Origin of the sequence: Vibrio sp. R-1 (assembly GCF_035615595.1) — a bacterium.
GTDB lineage: Bacteria > Pseudomonadota > Gammaproteobacteria > Enterobacterales > Vibrionaceae > Vibrio > Vibrio cholerae.
Window position 1 is genome coordinate 1 of sequence record NZ_WPDC01000057.1, and the last position, 21,697, is coordinate 21,697.

At 47.9% G+C, this 21,697-nt stretch carries 9 protein-coding genes; 8 read left to right on the forward strand and 1 reads right to left on the reverse strand.

Features of this window, described 5'->3' with window-relative positions:
* The 6 genes from GOU96_RS12215 to GOU96_RS12240 form a co-directional block, all read left to right on the forward strand.
* On the forward strand, nt 1-1,395 hold a 1,395-nt coding region (locus GOU96_RS12215), incomplete at its 5' end, for a condensation domain-containing protein (protein WP_324701969.1).
* 74 nt (nt 1,396-1,469) lie between these two features.
* Nucleotides 1,470-13,379 carry a non-ribosomal peptide synthetase/type I polyketide synthase gene (locus GOU96_RS12220; protein ID WP_267781736.1) on the forward strand — a complete coding sequence of 3,970 codons (11,910 nt, stop codon included), beginning with the start codon at nt 1,470-1,472 and terminating at the stop codon, nt 13,377-13,379.
* Complete coding sequence (locus GOU96_RS12225; protein WP_001961496.1) at nt 13,366-14,466, forward strand: thiazolinyl imide reductase; 1,101 nt, start codon at nt 13,366-13,368, stop codon at nt 14,464-14,466. The genes GOU96_RS12220 and GOU96_RS12225 overlap by 14 nt, the downstream gene beginning before the upstream one ends.
* Complete coding sequence (locus GOU96_RS12230) at nt 14,463-15,335, forward strand: thioesterase II family protein (protein WP_042990236.1); 873 nt, start codon at nt 14,463-14,465, stop codon at nt 15,333-15,335. The genes GOU96_RS12225 and GOU96_RS12230 overlap by 4 nt, the downstream gene beginning before the upstream one ends.
* Entirely contained in the window at nt 15,328-16,722 is a 1,395-nt protein-coding gene (locus GOU96_RS12235; protein ID WP_001273874.1) for a salicylate synthase, read from the forward strand. Before GOU96_RS12230 ends, GOU96_RS12235 begins: the two co-directional genes overlap by 8 nt.
* The gene (locus tag GOU96_RS12240; protein ID WP_175248524.1) at nt 16,719-18,374 is read left to right on the forward strand and encodes a (2,3-dihydroxybenzoyl)adenylate synthase; all 1,656 of its coding nucleotides are present in this window, start codon (nt 16,719-16,721) and stop codon (nt 18,372-18,374) included. The genes GOU96_RS12235 and GOU96_RS12240 overlap by 4 nt, the downstream gene beginning before the upstream one ends.
* 84 nt (nt 18,375-18,458) lie before the next feature.
* Here the strand turns inward: GOU96_RS12240 and GOU96_RS12245 are convergent, their stop codons facing one another.
* Complete coding sequence (locus GOU96_RS12245; protein ID WP_326032749.1) at nt 18,459-20,087, reverse strand: BCCT family transporter; 1,629 nt, start codon at nt 20,085-20,087, stop codon at nt 18,459-18,461.
* A gap of 296 nt (nt 20,088-20,383) precedes the next feature.
* Here GOU96_RS12245 and betI point away from each other — a divergent pair, with 296 nt between their 5' ends.
* Together betI and GOU96_RS12255 are read left to right on the forward strand one after the other, a co-directional pair.
* A complete protein-coding gene (betI, locus tag GOU96_RS12250; RefSeq protein WP_001127140.1) occupies nt 20,384-20,995 on the forward strand; it encodes a transcriptional regulator BetI in 612 nt (203 codons plus the stop codon).
* 18 nt (nt 20,996-21,013) lie between these two features.
* Nucleotides 21,014-21,697, forward strand: a 684-nt coding sequence (locus tag GOU96_RS12255) for an aldehyde dehydrogenase family protein (protein ID WP_324701970.1), incomplete at its 3' end; no start/stop codon positions are given.

The following is a 21,697-nucleotide window of genomic DNA, read 5'->3' on the forward strand; positions in this document are numbered from 1 at the left end:
AAAAGTGACTTGTGGCAGCCGGAATATACCGAGCTGATTAAGCTGGCGGCCAGCGATCCGAAAGTGGCGCGGATTTTTGTCAATCTCGATAATATGATGCTCGATGGCTTGAGCATGCAGATCTTCTTTTCTGAGCTGCAAGCGCTCTACCACAATCCCGACCTTGCTTTACCAGAGCTTGCGATCACCTTTAGAGATTATGTTGAATGGCAGCAACAAGCGGTCACCAAGCAAACACGTGCAACGGCGAAAAAATATTGGCTGCAGCGCTTGGCCGATCTGCCTGCGCCCCCGGCTTTGCCTCTTCAAAGTGATCCAAACCAGATTCACAAGCCTAAGTTTATTCGTGCCGCAGGCTCACTGTCTCCACAAGAGTGGCAAGCTTTGAAAAAGCTGGCCGCCAGACACCAAGTCACACCATCGGCTCTCTTGATCAATGCGTACGCCAGTGTCCTCTCCGCTTGGAGCGACCAGCAAGCACTCACCCTCAACCTCACTTTATTTGATAGACCTGATGTGCATCCAAATATTGGGCAGATCATGGGCGATTTCACCACCCTACTGCTGCTCGCATGGCATCCTGATCAGCATTGGCTCGCGAGCCTACAGCGTCTACAACACCAGCTGGTCAACGATCTCAAACACAGCCAAGTTTCTGCGGTGTGGGTGATGCGTGAATTGGCTCGTCAGCAGCAGCGTACCAGCGCGACTATGCCTGTGGTGTTTACCAGCGCCTTGGGCACTTCTGAGCGCGATTTCCTCTCTGATTCGGGTTGGCTTAAACCGGTAGGAGGTCTATCACAAACCCCTCAGGTATGGTTGGATCACCAAGTCTATGAGTCTTCAGGACAACTCTGCCTCAACTGGGATGCCGTCGGGGAATTATTGCCTCAGCCCTTACTGGAAAAGATGTTCAGCCAGTACCTCACTCTGTTGCAAACGCTGGCGACTCAACCAGAGTCTTGGTCACGGCCATTAAACTTGCTGGTGCCCGCACCGCAAGGGGTAAGTCGATTGATTCCCAGCCCAAGCAAGCTTGACAACTACGAAGCGATCTTGCCCCCAGTCGGCGGCGACCCGGTAACCATTTTGACCATTCGCGAACAGTTTCAGCAGATTGTGAATGTACCGATCAGCGAAAGAGAAAACTTCTTTGATGCAGGGGCTAACTCTTTGCAACTGGTTCAACTACACGCCGCCTTACATTCACTGGCGATGCCGCTATCGGTTACCGACCTTTTTGCCTACCCCTCTCCAGCTTTACTCGCTGCTTGGTTATCGAAGGCGGAAAAGGTCGATAGCTCAAACGAAACATTGAAAAGTAGGCAACAAAGAGTGAGCGATCGAAAAGCCAACCGTCGTCAACGAGTCACGTCATCCCCCCATATCGCTTGACGTGAACAGAATCTATCAAATGCACAACAGGGTGGCGAAACTGACCACCCTGCAACTGAATTACGAGGATAACCATGAACACTCTCGACCCTTGCTTTGGCAACAGTGATCCCATCGCCGTCATCGGACTGGCTTGCCGCTTTCCGAAAGCACCGAATGCGGAGCAATTTTGGCACAACTTAGTGAATGGTATTTCTGGGCAAAGCTATTTTTCGGAACAAGAGCTACAAGCGGCTGGAATAACCACTTCGCTTTCCGCGCAAGAGAACTTCGTGCCAAGCGGTGCCATTATTGATAATCCAGACTACTTTGATGCAAGCTTGTTTGGTTATTCGCCCACTGAAGCCCTCTCTATTGATCCCCAACAGCGGCTATTTTTACAGATAGTTTGGCATGCGCTTGAAGATGCAGGGTATGCACCAAACGCCATTCAATCGAAAACGGGTGTCTTCGGCTCGATTCGTACCAGTACCTACCCTTCTTTTGCCGACTTTGATGTCACTCAAGTTGGCCAAGTCAAGGGGCTGCAAGCCTTATTGGGTAACGATAAAGATTATCTTGCCACACGAGTCGCCCATAAATTTAACTTAACCGGTCCTGCGTTTACTGTTCAAACGGCTTGTTCTAGCTCTTTGGTCGCCTGTCACCTCGCCTGCGAAAGTCTGCGTTCGGGGGAATGCGATATGGCGATTGCGGGCGGTGTCGCTGTGTCATTTCCTCAAAGCTCAGGCTACTTGTACCAACCCGGTATGATCTTTTCTCCAGATGGGTTGTGTCGCCCGTTTGATATTGATGCTAATGGTACTTTTGGTGGTCACGGACTAGGCTGTGTGGTGCTCAAACGCTGGGAGGATGCGCGACGCGATGGTGATACTATTCTGGCGTTGTTACGTGGTAGTGCTATCAACAACGATGGTCAGGATAAAGTGGGGTTTACCGCTCCCTCGGTAAAAGGCCAAGCACAAGTGCTATCCGATGCCCTGCATTTGGCTGATGTATTACCCGATGAAGTGGAGATGATCGAGGCTCATGGTACAGGCACTAAACTCGGTGACCCTATCGAAGTTCGAGCCATCAAACAAGCTTATCAACGCAGCATTGAAGCCAAACCCTGCTTTTTGGGTTCAGTAAAAAGCGGATTCGGGCATCTGGACACAGCGGCAGGTATCGCCTCTTTAATCAAGACGGTGTTATCGGTATCGCGCCGCAAAATCCCGGTCTCACTCAACGTTTCTCAAGCTAACCCGGCTCTAGAGCTTACAGGTTCTGGTTTCCAGCTTGCGACCACGACCATTGATTGGCTGAGCGAAACTCGCACTGCGGCGGTCTCTTCCTTTGGTATCGGTGGTACTAACTGCCATATGATTGTGCAATCGGCCCCTGAGCTGGCGGATCCTACGCCCCTCAATCCTCGATCCGAAAATGCAAAACTACTGATCTCCGCCAATAGTGAAACCTCGCTACGTAAACTGGCCGGTGAATATGCCACACGCTTAGAACAGCCAACACACCACAGTGATATTGCATACTCCGCCATGTTAAAGCGAGCATTAGATCTCCCCTATCGACTGGCAATTGATTGCAATTCTGCGGCAATTCAGGCCCTACGTGATTTCGCGCTAACAGGGCAAGCTGGCCGTGATTTACATGTTGGCCAGCCTTCAGCAACAGGCAAGGTGGTGTGGTGCTTTACTGGCCAAGGCAGCCAATGGGCCAATATGGGACAAGAGTTATATCACCGCAGCGCCGCATTTCGTGACAGCATCGAACTTAGTCAACAATATGCGCTCGGCAGCTTAGAAATACGGCTTACTGATGCGTTATTCGGTCACCGCACAGAATTACTCCAACGTACCGACTACGCACAATTAGCGATTGTCGCTTTTGAAATCGCGATGGCCGCTCACTGGCAAAGTAAAGGGTTTAGGCCAGATATGGTGATGGGCCATTCGGTAGGTGAATTTGCTGCTTGTGTGGTGTCAGGATACCTCACTCACCAACAAGCGATTGCGCTTGTCAGCGAACGAGGACGGCTGATGCACTTATGTGCGCAACGCCAAGCGGGCTCTATGTTAGCGATTTTCGCTAAGCCAAACACATTAGAGACGATACCGGCTTTGCGCGAACTCGATCTGGCCGCGCATAATGGCGCGCAGCATTGGGTATATTCTGGCCATCAACGGGATGTCGACAACGCGATACTGGAACTTGATAAGCATGCCATTCGTTATAAAAAGTTAGACGTATCCTGCGCCGCACATTCACGCCTATTGGATGAAATGCTAGCGTCGTTTCATGAGTTTGCGGCTCCCATAACCGCAAAGCAAGGTACTATACCTCTGATTTCTAGTGTCACAGGTCAGGTCGCCGATAATGCGGCATCGTTCAACGCTGAGTATTGGACCCGTCATGTCCGTGATACTGTACAATTCCAGCGTGCAATAGAGTCGGCCTTAGCCAAGCAGGCTAAGCTTTTGGTCGAAATGGGGCCAAGTACACACCTCACAGCCATGGGGCAACGTGAAACATGGTCAACAGATTGTGTATGGCTAGGTACCTCTCACCCTAGCATCCCTACACAGCGTTTAGAAACTGAACTCTTAGCCGCTCTTTTTGTCGCGGGCTGCAATAATAAGTGGTCCGTGCTATTCGCGCTGCAGGGTCGACCTTGTCGATTGCCTCTGTATGTGTTCGATGAACAGAGATATTGGTATCCAACCTCCGATGTCAAAACAATCGAAACTGCACTGCCTAAGCAAACCTTGAGTGTACCGCCACCCACCACAATCGCGGCTCTCTATCCGATGCTGCGCTGTTGTGTGATCCGCGATTTGATTCACTCTTGTACGGCTCAGCCTCGTTTTACCCTGCGCGATCTGATCCGAGGGGGACGTTTGCTACCAAAACATCGCGATCTGATCACAACACTTTTAAACTCTTTACTTGAACACGGCTACTTGCAACAAGGGCATCAGTGTTATCAATTCACCGCCGTGTCTTTGCCAACCACAGACGTGGTTGCACAATGGCTGCGTGATGCTTTGGCCACCAATCAAGAGCCAGCGACAGTGCCATTGAGCGATATCCGAGCCTTGTGCGTGACTCCGGCGCGCCTTATGCAAGTATTACGTTGTTATCACACTTCGCCACTGCAACTAAAAAAACAAGTGGCAGAAATAAAACAGCGTTTGCTCAGTCCACTGACTCCTTCGATTCAGCCAAACCTAGCAATACCATTACCATTCAGCAATCAAACGCAGTTGCTCTATGTAGATTGGGTAATGACACCAACAGAAACAGACTGGCATCAACTCATCACCCTGCATATGCCGAGTTTCGTACAAGAAGAGCGTAGCGACTGGTTGATTGTTGCAGCGCCATCTCTTGACCCTAAAACAATAACGCAACTGGTTGTACACAGAACGACTCAACTCTGGGGACAAGTCCAATACCAATTAAGAGGATGCTTAACTTCAGGAGAATGGGCTTGGATAGGTCAGATTCAAACCCCAAACTTTGATGATTCTCAACCACACGCGCTGTTACCAAGCCCCCATCAGCGCTATGAGTGGCAGTGGCTGCCAGTCGCCGCGAGCCAAGCTAGGCTCAACGTTAGTGAGTCTGATCTCCAACAAGCCCTACAGCGTCAAGGGGAGATTTACCGTGTCAATGAGACGGTCAGCCTGTTCGTATTGCCTGATGGTGAGCTTGTCGAGTGCGCTGAAAAAGTCATCCAATCACTAAGCGCTGATTTTACAACGCTGTATGTTTTGACCTCACAAGCCATGGCGACAGATGCAACGCAAAGTGTTGCTGCCGAGAAAGTGGCACTGATGTCTCTGCTGCGAGTTGCTCGCGCGGAACACAAACAGCAAGGTATCTATCTACTTGATATTGAGCCGTCTTTTGAGAATCATCACCATCAAGCCCTGATTCTGAGTCAGGCTTTAAACTCTGCTCCTTTCCATCTAGCGACTGAGATAGCTTATCGCAACCACAGCTACTGGATACCTCAATTGGTGCACGCCAAAACCGTGCCTGACCTCATTCCTTCCTCTTGGTTTACGACTTCAGGTTGGCATCTTGTCACTGGAGGTATGGGGGGCATAGGCCGACACATCATTAAATGGCTAGCACAATCCGGTGCCCGCCATATTGCGGTGATTGGGCGACGAGAACCCAGCGATTGGCCTGAGTTTTGCCAAACCATAGCCAGATTCGGCTGTCAGGTGATGACCTTGCTTTGCGATGTGAGCCAAGAAGGGGAGCTGCAACGAATGCTTAATGATTGGCCGCGTACTTTACCTATCATAGGTGCGTTTCATGCTGCGGGGACATCGCTAACAGGCCTTATCAATCAATGGGATCCTCAGCAATCTGCCCTACTTATTCAAACCAAATGCCACGCTTTTGTCGCACTACACCAGTGGCTTGAAGCACAAGAAGCCCAATATTTACTGGGTTTATCCTCCGCAGCTTCACTAGGTGCGGTTGGACAAGGTGCTTATGCGTTAGCCAATGCCTTCTTAGATGGCTATGCTCTCGCCCAACAGGGCAGCAGCCGTTGCCGCGTGATGAGTATTGGATGGGGAGCTTGGGATAGCATAGGAATGACCGCCGATTCAGCGCTTCTCGATACGCTGGCCAAAGAAGGTATGCATACTTTAACCGTACAAGAAGGTTTGTGGCAGATCAGTCAAAGTCTGCTCAGTGGCGCTCCTTTCGTACTGGCAATGAATATCGAACCTCAGCATGCTAATTTCCAGCCTTATCTTGACCCATTGAACACGGCAATAGATACAGTAGATACCATAGATTGCTTGGTATCACCCAAGCCGCTAACGCATCCCACAGTGAGCGATGTAGGTCAATGGCTGACGGAACGACTTCGTTACCAATTGGGTATGAGTGACGATACACCAATCCGAGTCGATCAAGATTTACTGCAATTAGGTTTAGACTCTCTGCAATTTCTTGAGCTTAGTGCGGTTATTCAAAAACAGTTCGCAGTCAAGATCGATGCCGAACAAGCCTACCAAAACTTAACCATTTCAGGTTTGGTGGAAGCGATCGCCCGTGTCCCTGCTGCACCAGAATCAGATTCAATGCTCACACACTTTGTGAGCGATCCTCACAACCGCTATACCCCCTTCCCACTGACGCCTATTCAACACGCGTATTGGATTGGTCGTGAACCCTGGGTTCAATATGGCGGTATTGCCTGTCACGTCGTCTTTGAGTGGGATAAGGATCTTACCGAGTTTAACCCACAACAATTTGCAGCCGCTTGGAATGCCTTAATCAAGCGTCACGACATGCTGCGCATGACAGTCAATCATGCAGGAGAACAAGTTGTTCACGCTGAGGTTGATTATTTTCCGATTGTAGAGAGAGACTTACGTTCACTCTCAGAAGAAGCACAACACGTTGAGCTTGAGCAAATACGCCAACAAATGCGTCATCAGGTACGGGCTGCAGATGTCTGGCCACTCTTTGATGTCAAACTCAGCCGTTTATCTGAGCACAAAGTGCGTTTGCACCTAAACCTCGACTTACTGCAGTTTGATGTACAAAGCTTCAAAATCATGATGGATGATTTAGCCACCGCCTATCAAGGCAAAGACTTGGAGCCTCTGCCGATCACTTTCCGTGACTACGTGATGCATGAGCAAACGTTACGCCATTCCGCCGAGTGGCAAAACTCATGGCACTACTGGCAACAAACGATCCCAACTCTGCCTAAAGCGCCTCAGTTGCCACTGAACCCGGATTATCAACACCATGCTCCGGAATTTATTACCTTAGAAGGCCGCCTTAGCGACTTTGAATGGCAAACGCTAAAATCGGTTTGGCAACAATGGGGGGTAACCCCTTCAGCTGGCCTGCTGACCCTATTTGCGCATACCTTGGCCAATTGGACTGCAAGCCCTGATTTTACGTTGAACATGACGTTCTTTAATCGTCAACCTTTTCATGAGGCCGTCCAAGATCTGATTGGTGACTTCACCTCTGTCCTTCTAATGGATTTCCAACACGACTCAAGTACCGATTTGAAACAGCGTATCTTGCAAACCCAAAGCAAACTTTGGCAACGCTTAGGCCATAGTCAAGTCAATGGGGTTGAGGTGATCCGCGAACTAGCCAAACACTGGAAATCCTCCGGTCAGCTCAGTGAGCAAGAAGCGGCACTGCCGTTAACTCCGGTGGTATTTACTAGCATGCTGGGAATGTCGATGGATGGCATGGATATCGAACAAGCCATGACCCATTTACTGGGGGATCCGGTTTATGTTCTGAGTCAAACCCCACAAGTCTGGCTTGATCATCAAATCATGGAAATTGAAGGTGATTTGGCGTTCAACTGGTATTGCATGGCCGGCGTATTGGCGCCAGATCTGTTGGAAAACTTATTCAACCAATATCTAAGCTTGCTGCAGCAGTGTGCGGCAGACCCACAGTTTTTCGAGCGATCATTGACTCAACCAGAGCCTCTGCCCCCCCTTCTGCCGCCTGATCACGTCATCGCCGAATCCACCCTTGATTGGCACAACATATCTCTCCCCGAAATTTCACCGCAGATTGTACAAGAGGTGACACAAGCGTGGGCGCAGCTCGAGCATCGGGCACTGTGTGGGATCTGGGCAACCTTACGCAATCACCAATTATTTACCTCGCCAGAGCAAACCCATCGCGCACCACAAATTATTCAACAACTTAAAGTAACCGATAAACATCATAAGCTTATCCAACTTTGGTTAGATCAGTTATGCCGAGAGGGCGTGCTGACGGAGAAGGATGGAGAGTATCGCTTCCAAGACGATTTCCCCAAAGCACCGGGGTTACCTTTGCCTCAACAAGCTTGGTGTCAGCGTTTGGATGCTTATCTTGAGGATTGCCTCAAGCAACACCCGGCTTTGTTGAATGGTCGCCACTCTGCACTCGAGTTACTATTTTCTGACCCGGCGATCACCGATAGCCTCTACCGTTGCAATCCATCACTGCAAATATTGAATTTAAGTGCCGCGCGTGCCATTTATGCCCTTGGCCAACAGCAGGCGCAAGGTTTGAATATACTTGAAGTCGGTGCTGGCACTGCAGCGACCACTCAAGAGGTATTAAGCCTCGCCTCTTCAACGATTCGCCACTATCAGTTTACCGATGTGTCTCGTCTGTTCCTTCATGAAGCACGCGAACTATTGTCTGAGTACCCACAGGTAAGCTATGGGCTATTTGATATTAATCAGCCCATTGATGAAGCACTAAAAATGGATGGTGGATATCAGGTTATTTTGGCCGTCAATGTTCTGCACGATGCCATCGATCTCGCAAAATGTTTACAAGGTCTCCGCGCTCTTCTGGCCGATGATGGCTATTTGATTTTGATTGAGGCGACCGATCAACACAGCCCAATGCAGTTGGCGACGGTTGGATTTATTGAAGGAATCAACGCATTCAATGATTTTCGTCAATCCAGTGGAAGTGGCATGCTCACACAACCTGCTTGGCTTGCCCTGCTGGCGGAACAAGGTTTAGAGCCACAGTTGAGCTATCCCAACAGTGAGGTATCGGCATTACGTCAGCATCTGATAGTAACCCAAAAACGTCCACAACATCGTCCGCAGACCTTAGGTCAGTCTGAGTCCTATCAGCAACAAATAGAACAGATAAAAAGTATATGGCAAACGTTTTTACATGGTGAGATTAACCACGACACCGATTTTTTCCTTGCCGGTGGTGACAGTTTAATGGCAACAAAGATGATCGTGGCACTACAACATGCGGGAATCAAACAAGCGAGCTTACAGTCCTTGTTTGAGCATCCGAAATTCCAAGACTTCTGTTGCCAATTTGAGAGTGCTCCGTCGACTGCAACGACAACCGTTGAAACGGACAGTATTGAGCCAAACACCCCCCTTGGATCCCAAGATAATACACCACAACAGAAAAATGGCGTTTGCGTTCGACATTACCCACTCACGCCGCTACAAAATGCCTACTGGCTTGGTGAAAATGCCCTGTTTTCCTTGGGAAATGGGGTTGCCCATTTCTATGCAGAACTTGAAATTAAGCATCTTGATCGTCTGAGACTTACCCAAGCATGGAATCGACTGGTGCAATTACACGACCAGTTACGCGGTGAAATCAATGCTGGTCAATATCATATTCATCGCCAAGTGCCAGAGTATCAACCACAGTTTCTCGACTTAAGCTCATGGGATGAACCACAAAAAACGCACTGGATTGATGAGGCAAGGACACAGATCGCCGCCCACGGTGTAGCAACAGATCAATGGCCTCTGTTTGATATCAGCATCCTGCAAGTAGACGCCGAGACCTCTTTGGTACATTTGATACTCGATTTGGTCGTAGCTGATGGCAAAAGCCTCAATACCCTTTTTCAACAATGGTTTGCACTGTATGACGATCTGAGTATCGAATTGGCAGTGCCAACGATGAGTATCGACAACTATCTCCTTGAGCTTGAACAGCTCAAACACTCTGAGCCTTACCAACAAGCTCAAGCTTACTGGCTTAACCGAATACCGACGCTACCAGAAGCTCCAGCACTGCCGTTAGCGGATAAACGCTCAGAGCATTTAGCACAAAGTGTACTTACTTACCACCTCAGTGCCGAACAGTGGAGTCAGATCCAAGCCGTCTCATTTGCCCATAATTTATTGCCGTCAATGAGTATGCTGTCCACATTTTGCCTTGTGATCAGTCATTGGAGTGCCCAGAAGCATTTTGCGATCAATATACTGCACAGTAACCGTCCGGCTATGCTGCCTCAATCCGTCGACGTCATTGGTAACCTTTCAACCACATCCATGCTTGAAGTAAGACCCCAACCCGGTTCATTGCTCGCGTTTGTTGAGCAAATTCAACAACAGATGGCCGATGATATGGCACATTCCTTATTTGATGGCCAATCGGTGTTAACTGAAAAAAACCGCCATAATCATAATCTCAATGCGGGCATGCCAGTGGTGTTTAACGACACCTTATCGGTTGGGCAACATAGACCATTACCTTATTGCAAGCTCAATGCCTTTGGTGCACAAACCCCCCATGTTTACCTTGACAGTATGTTGATTCCGTCACCATGCGGCGGCGTTATCATCAAATGGACGATTCAAGAAAACTACTTAAAAAGCGGTGTCTTTGAAGCCATGTTTGCCGCTTATACCCACACGTTAGAAACGCTTACAAACCGAGACTGGCAACTGCCTCTCGCCCTAGAACTCCCCTCTGCACAGCAGCAGAAGCGTGATCAAGTCAATGCGACACAAGGTGAACTCAAATTGGTTTTAGACAACCAAACTACGGCTTGCGTGGCGACATTGTGCGATTTAGTAAGGTTCGGTGTGGAACAGCACCCACAGCGAATTGCGATTGAGCAAGGCGAACTAGAACTGACTTATCAAACACTTTGGTTTTCCGCTCAGCACTTAGCTGCGCAGCTTATCGAACAACAAGATGATGCACCATTAGTGGCGGTTGTGATGAACAAAGGATGGCAACAGGTAGTCGCTGTTCTCGCCATTCTGTTGGCAGGGAAAGCTTATATGCCTATTGATGGCGCTTATCCTGAACCTCGTATCCAAGCTCTGCTTAAACAAGGAGCAGTCTCAACCATTATCAGCGATAGCTCTGAGCCTTGCCGCACCGATGACTATCGAGTTCTAATCCCTGCGTTAATGACAGAAGCCCAAGCGCATTTTATCCCTGTGGCAAACCAACCGACCGATCTGGCTTACGTCATTTTCACCTCTGGATCCACTGGCCAACCTAAAGGGGTAATGATGGAGCATGGTGCCGTAGTCAATACCCTGCTCGATATAAACCAACGTATTGCACTCGATCATCGTGACCGAGTATTGGCGATTTCCTCTCTCAATTTTGATCTCTCTGTGTTTGATATTTTCTCCACCCTAAGCAGTGGGGCAAGATTGGTAATACCACAGACATCGCCAAGTCAAGATCCTGAAGCACTGCTGCATTTAGCTCAGCAGTCAGCGATTACGGTGTGGAATAGTGTGCCAGCCTTCGCACAGTTATTGGTAGATTTACTAGAAAATCGATCAAATCCGCTGCCCCATTTACGTCAAATCATGATGAGTGGCGACTGGATACCCGTCAACTTGCCAGACCGACTGAATACCCTTATGCCTCAGGCTAAATTGCTCAGCTTAGGTGGTGCTACCGAGGCCGCCATTTGGTCTATCTGCTATCCGATTGAGAAAAGCTATGCCACACACACCAGTATTCCCTATGGAAAACCGCTCACTCATCAACAATTTTATGTGCTCGATGAACAACTCAATCCTTGTGCAGATTGGGTTACGGGAGAGCTTTACATTGGTGGACGTGGTCTCGCTCGCGGCTATTGGCATGATCAAGAAAAGACCGACTTCGCTTTTATCGAGCATCCAACTCTTGGCCAACGCTTGTATAAAACGGGGGATTTAGGCCGCTATTTACCGGATGGTAACATTGAGTTTCTGGGCAGAAACGATCACCAAGTCAAAATTAACGGTTATCGTATTGAGCTTGGTGAAGTGGAAAATGCTCTACGTCAGTGTGCACTCAACGCGAGCGGAATAGACATCCTAGATGCCATCGTTCAGCCAGACAGAACGGCACAAAATGGTGCACGTTTAGTGGCTTATATTCAGTACGCCCCCCACAGTCGACGTGATAATCAGGCTTTACTGGATCATGCTCGCCGACTGTTGCCCCAGTACTTATGTCCAAGCCAGATCATAACCTTAGAGCACCTTCCATTGACGGCTAACGGTAAGGTGGATCGTTCTGCACTACCGCGCCCAGATGCCCATCTTGCCGCAGAACAATTACGCATGCCGCACTCACAGCAGGAACAACTTCTGGCTCAGATCTGGTCTGAATGCCTTAATTTTGCACCGATTCCGGCCAATCAGAGCTTTTTCGACCTAGGCGGAAATTCATTGATCGCCGTGCGCTTACTTAACCAAATCAATCACCGTTTAAACCTTGCTCTCACCGCAGGGCAGTTACAAACCCATGATACGGTTGAGAGCCTCGCCACCTTGCTGACAGAGCAAACTCAACTGCTCCATCATGCACCAGTAAAACTCTCATCAAATGGCAGTAACCGAAACCGTACACTCTTTATTGTGCATCCGATTGGCGGACACTTATTGAGCTATCAGGCATTAGCTAAAGAGCTCAACCAGATCACTTTGTATGGACTTGCCTACCCAGATCGGCACGATAAATCTGCGCCAAAAACCGACATTGTGGCTTTAGCCGCACACTATCTATCTATGATTCGCCACGTACAGCCAACTGGCCCTTACCATCTGGCAGGTTGGTCATTTGGGGGAGTAGTGGCTTTTGAAATGGCTCGACAACTCATGGAACAGGGCGAAGAGGTCAACCACTGCATCTTGATTGATAGTTATAAACCAAGCCAAAACCCAAATCAGCGATTAACCGAGGCGTCGATCCGCCAATACTTCTACGCGGATTGTATTGGCCGATTCCCGGCGCTGAAAGAGCATGTGATTTCGAACTTCGAATCAGAGACGCAATTTTGCGCAGAGCTTGCCAAGGCATTTTTAGAGACAGGATCAGGCTTATTAGACAGTGCAAGTTTTGCTGATTTGCTAGCAATCTATCAGCAAAACTTGCGTGCCATGCTCGACTATCAGCCACCTTATTTGGAGACGCTCCCCGTCACACTTTATAGCGCACAAAACCATTCACAGCTTGATTTTATGCGCTACCAACATCCTGAGATGGCAAAACGCCGCTGCCATGGTTGGAGTGATTGCTGTCATCCCATCATTCATCGCATGCAGGGAGATCACTACACCCTACTACAACAACCTCATGTAAAAACACTGGCGCACGAGATCTCTACTCTGCTCGGCCACCCTTCACATTCAATAAATTCGTTCCACCAACAAAACGTAAAAGAGCTAGAAAATGAAGAGTCGTAAGAAAGTCATTATCGTTGGGGCTAAATTTGGCGAACTGTACCTAAATGCCTTTATCGAATCTCATCCAGATCTCGAACTGGCAGGGATTCTGTCCCAAGGTAGCCTGCGTTCAAAGAATCTGGCCACTGCCTTTGGTATACCACTGTATGAAAAGGTGTCACAGTTGCCTCAGGATATTGCTATTGCCTGCGTGGTTGTTCGCGCCTCCGTTATCGGTGGGGGCGGTAACGTATTGGTCGAAGAGCTGCTCAAACGTCATATTCATGTTTTGCAAGAGCATCCCGTGTCGGCGAAAGAATTACAACGGCATCATGCGCTTGCAGAGCAATGTGGCGTCCAATACCGAGTCAATAGTTTCTATAGTTCGTCTCAAGCAGGGCAAACCATGATTTCAAGCGCACAGCAAGTCGCATTGCAGATGCGCCAGCCCGCCAGCTACGGCAATATTACGACAAGTCGGCAGTTGCTTTACTCAACATTGGATTTACTGCTGTTGGCATTAGGCCGCGATGGCAAAATTCAACCTATAAAATTAGGCAAACAACACCGTTTTGATCTGATTAGTCTTCAATCTCCTCACGGTGATTATCTGTTGCAGTTACAAAACTATCTGGACCCACAAGATCCAGATATGCACAGCCTCGCCATGCATCGTCTTATGTTAGGGTGGGAATCTGGCTATCTTTCGATGGTTGATAGCTATGGCCCGATACATTGGACACCAGCGCTTCATGCCGAAAAGCACCAGAATAACCAGCAAAGCCTGTATCAGGTCGTCAGCCTCGCTGAAGGAGACTATCTCAATCAACCGACTACGCAGACACTTTACGACCAACCTTGTCTCGTTAAAGACCTGTTTGAAGAATTCGGACCTGAAGGGGTATGCAACACTTTAGAGCAGTTTTGCCGTTTAATTGATGGGCAAGACACCGCGCCATTATTGCTGATCTGTCACCAACTCAAGGTTGCTCAACTGTGGGAAGACATTCTCACATTATGTGGACACCCCCAAGAAAGGACCATGACTCCACCACCACGAATTTCATTTCGATTCAATCGCGCAGTGACCAAAGAGGTGGAGATATGAATCAGGTGTTCAAAACACTTTATCAGAGTGGTGCCCAACCTCGTGAAATATGGATTATTTGTCCTTTTGCTGGAGGCAGTTTAAGTGCATTTAAAACATGGATGTCACTTGACTGCAATGCACTAGCAAAAGAAACGCTGGTACTGCTGGCCACTTACCCCGGCAGAGATCATCGAATGCGAGAGCACCCCCTTACGAGTATCGAAGCAATAGCAGAGGATGTTGCTGAGGGATTGAGGACTTGGATAGCGGATCAAACCTTCACTAAAGAGACTCGAATAATACTCTGTGGACATAGCATGGGGGCACAAGTGGCCTATGAAGTATGTCATCGATTTGAGAGCAGTTTTGGAGCCCTATCACCGATCAAAAATCTGATCCTTTCTGCCTGCCATGCCCCGCATTTAAGCAGTCGAAGACGATTGAGCCAACTCAATGATGATGACTTTATTGACCAACTGATCGCGATTGGCAGCGGCAGTCCGATACTCAAGCAGCACCCTGAACTACTCCCGCTGTTTCTACCCATGTTGAGAGCGGATTTTTTAGCCACAGAGTGCTACCACCAACAAGTTAACTACCACCAAAAAGTTACAGCATCGAAATGTCTACAGTACACCCCATGCACACTCGTGTTTGGCGAACATGACCCTGAAGCTTGGGAGTCCGAAGTCGCTGCATGGCAACCATGGTTGATGCCAATCGATGACAAACCAACACTGATAGCCATATCAGGCGACCACTTTTACATCACAGCAACCCCTGAACACTTTCTCAGCAAGATTAGCGAACCAACAGTAACAAGGTCGGAGCATCGACCAACAACCTTAATAAATTACTCTCACGTTTCTGGAGAACAACATGGCTAACATTCATACGGCATATTTACATTCTTTGGTATTGCAACATCAATGTCATCCACTCCAACTCGTTGCCGAACTGACCTCGGCCTCTTTCTGTCATGAATATCTGGTCTATGAGCATGAGAATGAATGGGCGATCGGCATCAATAAACGACTGCAATTAACCGTCAACCATAGAAGCGAAGTTTGTGACTTTGAAGGAAAGGTCGCACAGGTAAACCCTCATCATCTGTGTCAATATATTCATCGTGCAACCCAAACTCTGAGTGGAGAGGACTGGCGACTCTTCGGCCGCGCTGATTTTGAATTCAGTCGCTTCGCTCACGATTTACCACAACAAGAGTGTGAACATCCACTGCTGGAATTGTTTGTAGCCGAAACCGAATTACGCGTTACGACCACTCACGTTATCGTTCGTACCTTTGAAAGCTCACTACTTGCGCAAATTCAAGCCATCATTACTCGAGTATCACACTTACCGTCGCCATTGCCTCTGCAAAGTAAATCCTGCTCTCAACAGGATATTGTTGGTGGCCTTGAAGTGAAACATCACTATCAGCAGGCGGTCGATTTAGCGGTCAATGAAATCAAGACCAACCAATACAAGAAAGTGATTTTGTCCCGGCCAGCAATACTGCCCTTCAATATCGACATAACCAAAAGCTTTATTAACGGTAGAATGAACAACACACCTGCTCGCTCTTTCATGCTCAAGCTCAATAACGTGCAAGCATTTGGTTTTTCACCAGAAACTGTCTTAGAAGTCGATGAGCGAGGGACCTTGAGCACCCAACCGTTGGCCGGAACACGCTTATTGCCACAAGATAAAACCGATGCAGCAAGGCTAAAGAACGAACTGCTTAACGATCCTAAAGAAATTGCCGAACATGCCGCTTCCGTCAAGCTAGCTATCGAAGAGCTCGAACAGGTTTGTGATCCCTCAAGCGTCCATGTGTCCGAATTTATGACCGTATCAGAAAGAGGTAGCGTGCAACATTTAGCATCACGAGTAAAAGGTCAGCTCGCCACAGACAAATCCGCATGGGATGCATTCCGAGTCCTCTTTCCTTCCATCACTGCCTCTGGCATTCCTAAACGTGAGGCGATTGCCGCGATTGCTCGTTTTGAGAAACAACCCAGAAAACTGTACAGCGGTAGCGTATTCATTACAGACCGCAATGGATTTTTCGATGCGGCTTTGGTGTTAAGGGCGGGATACAAAACGGGTTCTGTTTCTCGGCTTCAAGCCGGAGCTGGCATTATCAGTTTGTCTAATCCTCAGCGAGAATGGGAAGAAACTTGTGAAAAAATGGCCTGTGTACTCAATCATTTAGTCCTTGAAACCAGCGATGCACAGAACCCATCTTCCTTAATCAGTGAGGCAGTCGCATGAAAAACCAGCCAATGACAGCAGATTTACTCCGAGGCTTTATCGGCTACCAAACCACACAAGCGATGCGTTATCAGCAAGCAGGACTTTGGGAAGACGCACCGCTTTGGTGCCTATTAACTCAAGGTGTTGAACAATACGGTGAGCAGATTGCCGTGTTAGATGAGCATCATCAGCTAACTTATCAAGCACTGTTAAACGCTGCGGATGGTATCGCGCATCGTTTGATAACCGATGGAATGCAAGTGGGTGAGCGCGTGGTAATCCAACTCTCAAATACTTGCCGTTTGCCAATCGCTCTTTTTGCCACTCTACGAGCTGGTTTAGTACCTATTTTGGCGCTGCCTGCTCATGGGCTTTCTGAAATCAAACATTTGGCTCAGCTCGGCGATGCCAAAGCGTATATTAGTGAAGAAATTCAAGGTGCGACGTTAGCAAATAACTTAATAGCCAACTGCCAAGGCTTACAGCAGGTTTATCTGTTTGGTGAGCACGGTAACCACCATTCTCTTAATAATATTCAGCTTCACTCACCACTGATAGCTCCTACCATAAATCCAGACCACCCTGCCCTATTTCTGGTATCTGGTGGCACGACAGGACTACCCAAGCTTATCCCTCGCACCCACAACGATTACCTGTTCAATATTCGTTGTTGCTGTCAGGCAAGTGAGATAAATGAGCGGGATGTTTATCTTGCCGTGCTGCCAGCTGCACACAATTTCACACTCGGCTGCCCGGGCTTTTTAGGGGTGCTCGCCAAAGGTGGAAAGGTCGTGTTTACCCAACACGCGGGGCCAGACCACTGTTTTGAGTTAATTGAACAGCACCAAATCAGCGCCACCGCTTTGGTGCCATCCTTAGCTCAATTATGGACAGAAGCCACACAATGGGAAGAAAGCGATCTTTCAAGCCTACGCTTGATACAAGTTGGAGGCTCGAAGCTGGCCTACACTGATGCTTTAGCCATTCAAAAAGCCTTCCCCAATACCCTACAACAAGTGTTTGGTATGGCAGAAGGCCTTATCTGTTGCACTCGCTTGGGTGATCATCCTGAAATTATTGCGTCTCGACAAGGTCGTCCAGTCTGTGCACTCGATGAAATTCGAGTGGTCGACCCTCAAGGTTATCCCGTTGGTGAGGGAGAAGAAGGCGAATTGCTGACGCGAGGTCCCTACACTTTACGTGGTTACTACCGAGCGGATGAACACAATCAGAGAGCTTTCACTCTGGACGGTTTTTACTGTAGTGGTGATAAAGTGCGCATGGATAGTGACCTATATCTCACCGTGACCGGACGGATCAAAGATGTGGTCAATCGAGCTGGGGAATGCATTGCTACGGATGAAATTGAAGAGCATTTATTAGCTCACCCTCAGATAGCCCAGGTCGCAGTGGTTGCAGTACCCGACTCTTATTTAGGCGAGCGGATCGGTGTCGCACTCATCTCCAAAGACTCAACATTGACATTACAAGCACTTCGTCAGTTCTTAAAAGAGCGCAATCTCGCCTCATTTAAGCTTCCTGATGAACTACATATAGTCAGCCATCTGCCCAAAACCGCCGTCGGAAAAATAGATAAAAAAGCGATTTTAGGCCCCAATGGGACACCTTGGATGTTGGAGATTCAGACTGATTATAGCCTTGCTACTTGAAGCCCTAGTCATGGGGTAAAGAGCCATCTCACATTCAAGAATCCGAAACCGAGACCACGGTTTCGGATTTTGATTCACATGCGATCAAATAGCATTTTGCTGTGGATTAACTTGAGCCTCGTCATAACTCAGATGACTCTCAATCCAGGGCGGAGAGCGCGTTGGTTCACGCTCTTCTGCCTTCATGGTTTTATAAAGACCAATCATATATAGGATAAGAATCACAGAGAATGGGAGCCCTGCAAGTACTACCACCGTCTGCATTGCAGCAAAATTGCCGGCAAAGAGTAAACCGATAGTTACAACGGTGATCGCGGACGACCAAAAGATACGCAGCCAATGTGGAGCATCTTGATCTAAATCTCCCCCACGACGAGAAAGATTCGCAAGCATCACTGTACCTGAATCTGCAGGTGTCAAGAAAAGTACGAATCCGACAAAAACCGACATCCCAATAACGATTTTCGCCCATGGATAAAATTCTAACAGTAGATAAATCGACATAGAGGGTTGCTCGATGGCTGCTTGAGCAAGCGCTGTTGCATTGTGATTGAGCACCAAATCCATTGCGCTATTACCAAATACAGAGAGCCACATCAGAGTAAAGGCAAGTGGTATGAACAAGACACCAAACACTAGCTCACGTATCGTTCGACCCCGAGAGATTCGCGCAATAAACATACCAACAAATGGTGCCCACGATATCCACCATCCCCAATAAAAAAGCGTCCATAAGCCAAGCCATTCTGCATTGTTGCCTGAAGCTGAATCTGTATAGACGTAGAGATCAAATGTCTTCAAAATTAAGCCATTCGCATAATCTCCAAGATTTTGCACAAAACGATTGAGGAGTTCGAGGGTCGGCCCACAAAATAAAACGAATAAAAGTAGTGCACTGAATAGCAAGATATTAAGGTTTGAAAGACGTCGGATCCCCTTATCGACTCCTGAAATAGCGGCCAGCGTGGCCACTAAACTCATCACCAATAAGACAATCAGCAATGTACTTCGTGAGTGAGGAATATCCAGAAGATACTCTAATCCAGAGGTGACTTGTAACGCCCCGATTCCTAGATTGGTTACTAGACCGACCAAGGTAACAAAAATCCCAAAACAATCGACGGCATGACCAGCCATTCCTTGTATACGCCTTTTCCCCAAAAGCGGTAGTAATGCCGAACGAAGAGCCAAAGGCTGCTGATGACGATAAGCAAAATACCCCACGGCCAAACCAACTAAAGCATAAATCGCCCAGCCATGAATCCCCCAATGGAGGAAGATTAATTGTATGGCTTGCCGGGCAGCCTGCGCAGAACCTGCGACGCCTTCAGGCGGATGATAAAGATGATTTATCGGTTCAGACGCTGCAAAATACAGTAATGAAATGCCAATTCCTGATGAAAACAGCATGCCAGCCCATGCCGCGTAACTAAAATCTGGCTGTTCATGATCTGCACCCAGTTTTAATTGGCCAAATCGAGAAAAGGCAATCCAGCAAACAAAGAAAAGATAAGCGCCGATGGCCAGCATGTAGTACCAACCAAAAGTATGAGATAGCCAGGTTTGGACTTGACCGAGCCATTTGCCTGCCTCATCCGGGAAGCTAACCAATATAGCCGTTAACAATAAAATAAGAGATGTGGAACCATAAAAGACGATCGGATTTACCCTCGATCCAACGGGTTTAGCTATTTTCAACGGTGCTGTTGTCATGCACATGTTGTCCCTATGCAATAAATTCTTATTCATCCCGCACACCACTCTATAACGGCATCGTGAATGCGCTTTACAGTGGGGCCAAGTAGCCCCTTCGCTTGGCTCAGACTAATTTTACCAATTTCAGCAATGCATATTTTCCACCCCTAATCCACCTCAAATGTTAACTTTGTTTATTTTTTGTTATAGCATATTACACTTATGTTAATTGAACGTTCAATTAAAAAAGAGTATTGATTTCATATACTGTATTCGGTGCTCGTTCGAAGAATGAGCTTGTTATCGGAGGGAAAATGCCAAAAGTCGGAATGCAACCCGTTCGTCGAGCGCAATTGATTCACGCCACGTTAATAGCCATTGATCAGGTGGGTATAAATGAAGCAAGCATCGCACTTATCGCCCGCTTAGCTGGGGTTTCTACTGGCATCATCAGCCATTATTTCCAAGATAAAAATGGTCTATTAGAAGCCACTATGCGCCACTTAATGTCAGCACTCAGATCGGCAGTTAAGCAGCGACAGCAAGCATTAAATAATGATTCGGCCCATGAACACATAAAAGCCATTATTGAAGGAAACTTCGATACTACACAGGTTAACGAGGCCGCAATGAAGACATGGTTGGCTTTCTGGGCATGCAGCATGCATCACCCCGCGTTACGGCGACTACAAATCATTAATGATCGCCGCCTCTATTCGAACTTGTGTTACCAATTTCGCAGAGTTTTACCTGCTGCTAGTGCAAAAACCTCAGCCCGTGGTCTTGCTGCTCTGATTGATGGTTTATGGCTTCGCGGTGCCCTCAGTGGAACTCAATTCGATACCAAACAAGCACTATTAATCGCTAACAACTATTTACAACAACAATTCGCTAATCCAACGATTAGCCCATTAAATCACCACTAGTAAAAAAGGATTTACACCATGGCTTTATTTCCTGAACAACCACTTTATATTGGTGGTCGTTATGTACAGGCAAGCAACACAAACCTGTTCGACACCGTCAATCCAGCCAATGGCGAGGTCTTAGCTAAGGTACAACAAGCCTCTCAGGAGGACGTTGAGCGAGCAGTACAAAGTGCAGCGCAAGGCCAGAAAATTTGGGCCGCAATGAGCCCAATGGAACGCTCTCGTATTTTACGTCGAGCTGTTGACCTACTTCGTGAAAGAAATGAGCCACTGGCAAACCTAGAAACACTGGATACGGGCAAACCACTGTCTGAAACTCTTACCGTTGATATCGTCACTGGTGCCGATGTCTTGGAATATTATGCAGGCTTGATTCCTGCCATCGAAGGTGAGCAAATCCCATTACGCAACAGCAGTTTTGTCTATACCCGTAGAGAGCCATTAGGCATCGTAGCGGGTATCGGCGCATGGAATTATCCCATCCAAATTGCTTTGTGGAAATCAGCCCCCGCTTTAGCGGCTGGTAATGCCATGATCTTCAAACCAAGTGAAGTCACCCCACTGAGTGTTTTTAAATTAGCAGAAATATATACAGAAGCGGGTTTACCTGACGGCGTGTTTAACGTGTTAACCGGTTATGGTCATGAGGTTGGCCATTGGCTTACTGAACATCCCGCTATAGAAAAAATATCATTCACT

Coding starts and splice junctions, on each gene's coding strand:
- GOU96_RS12220 (WP_267781736.1), top strand. CDS start 1,470: ATGAACACTCTCGACCCTTGCTTTGGCAACAGTGATCCCATCGCCGTC.
- GOU96_RS12225 (WP_001961496.1), top strand. CDS start 13,366: ATGAAGAGTCGTAAGAAAGTCATTATCGTTGGGGCTAAATTTGGCGAA.
- GOU96_RS12235 (WP_001273874.1), top strand. CDS start 15,328: ATGGCTAACATTCATACGGCATATTTACATTCTTTGGTATTGCAACAT.
- betI (WP_001127140.1), top strand. CDS start 20,384: ATGCCAAAAGTCGGAATGCAACCCGTTCGTCGAGCGCAATTGATTCAC.
- GOU96_RS12230 (WP_042990236.1), top strand. CDS start 14,463: ATGAATCAGGTGTTCAAAACACTTTATCAGAGTGGTGCCCAACCTCGT.
- GOU96_RS12245 (WP_326032749.1), bottom strand. CDS start 20,087: ATGACAACAGCACCGTTGAAAATAGCTAAACCCGTTGGATCGAGGGTA.
- GOU96_RS12240 (WP_175248524.1), top strand. CDS start 16,719: ATGAAAAACCAGCCAATGACAGCAGATTTACTCCGAGGCTTTATCGGC.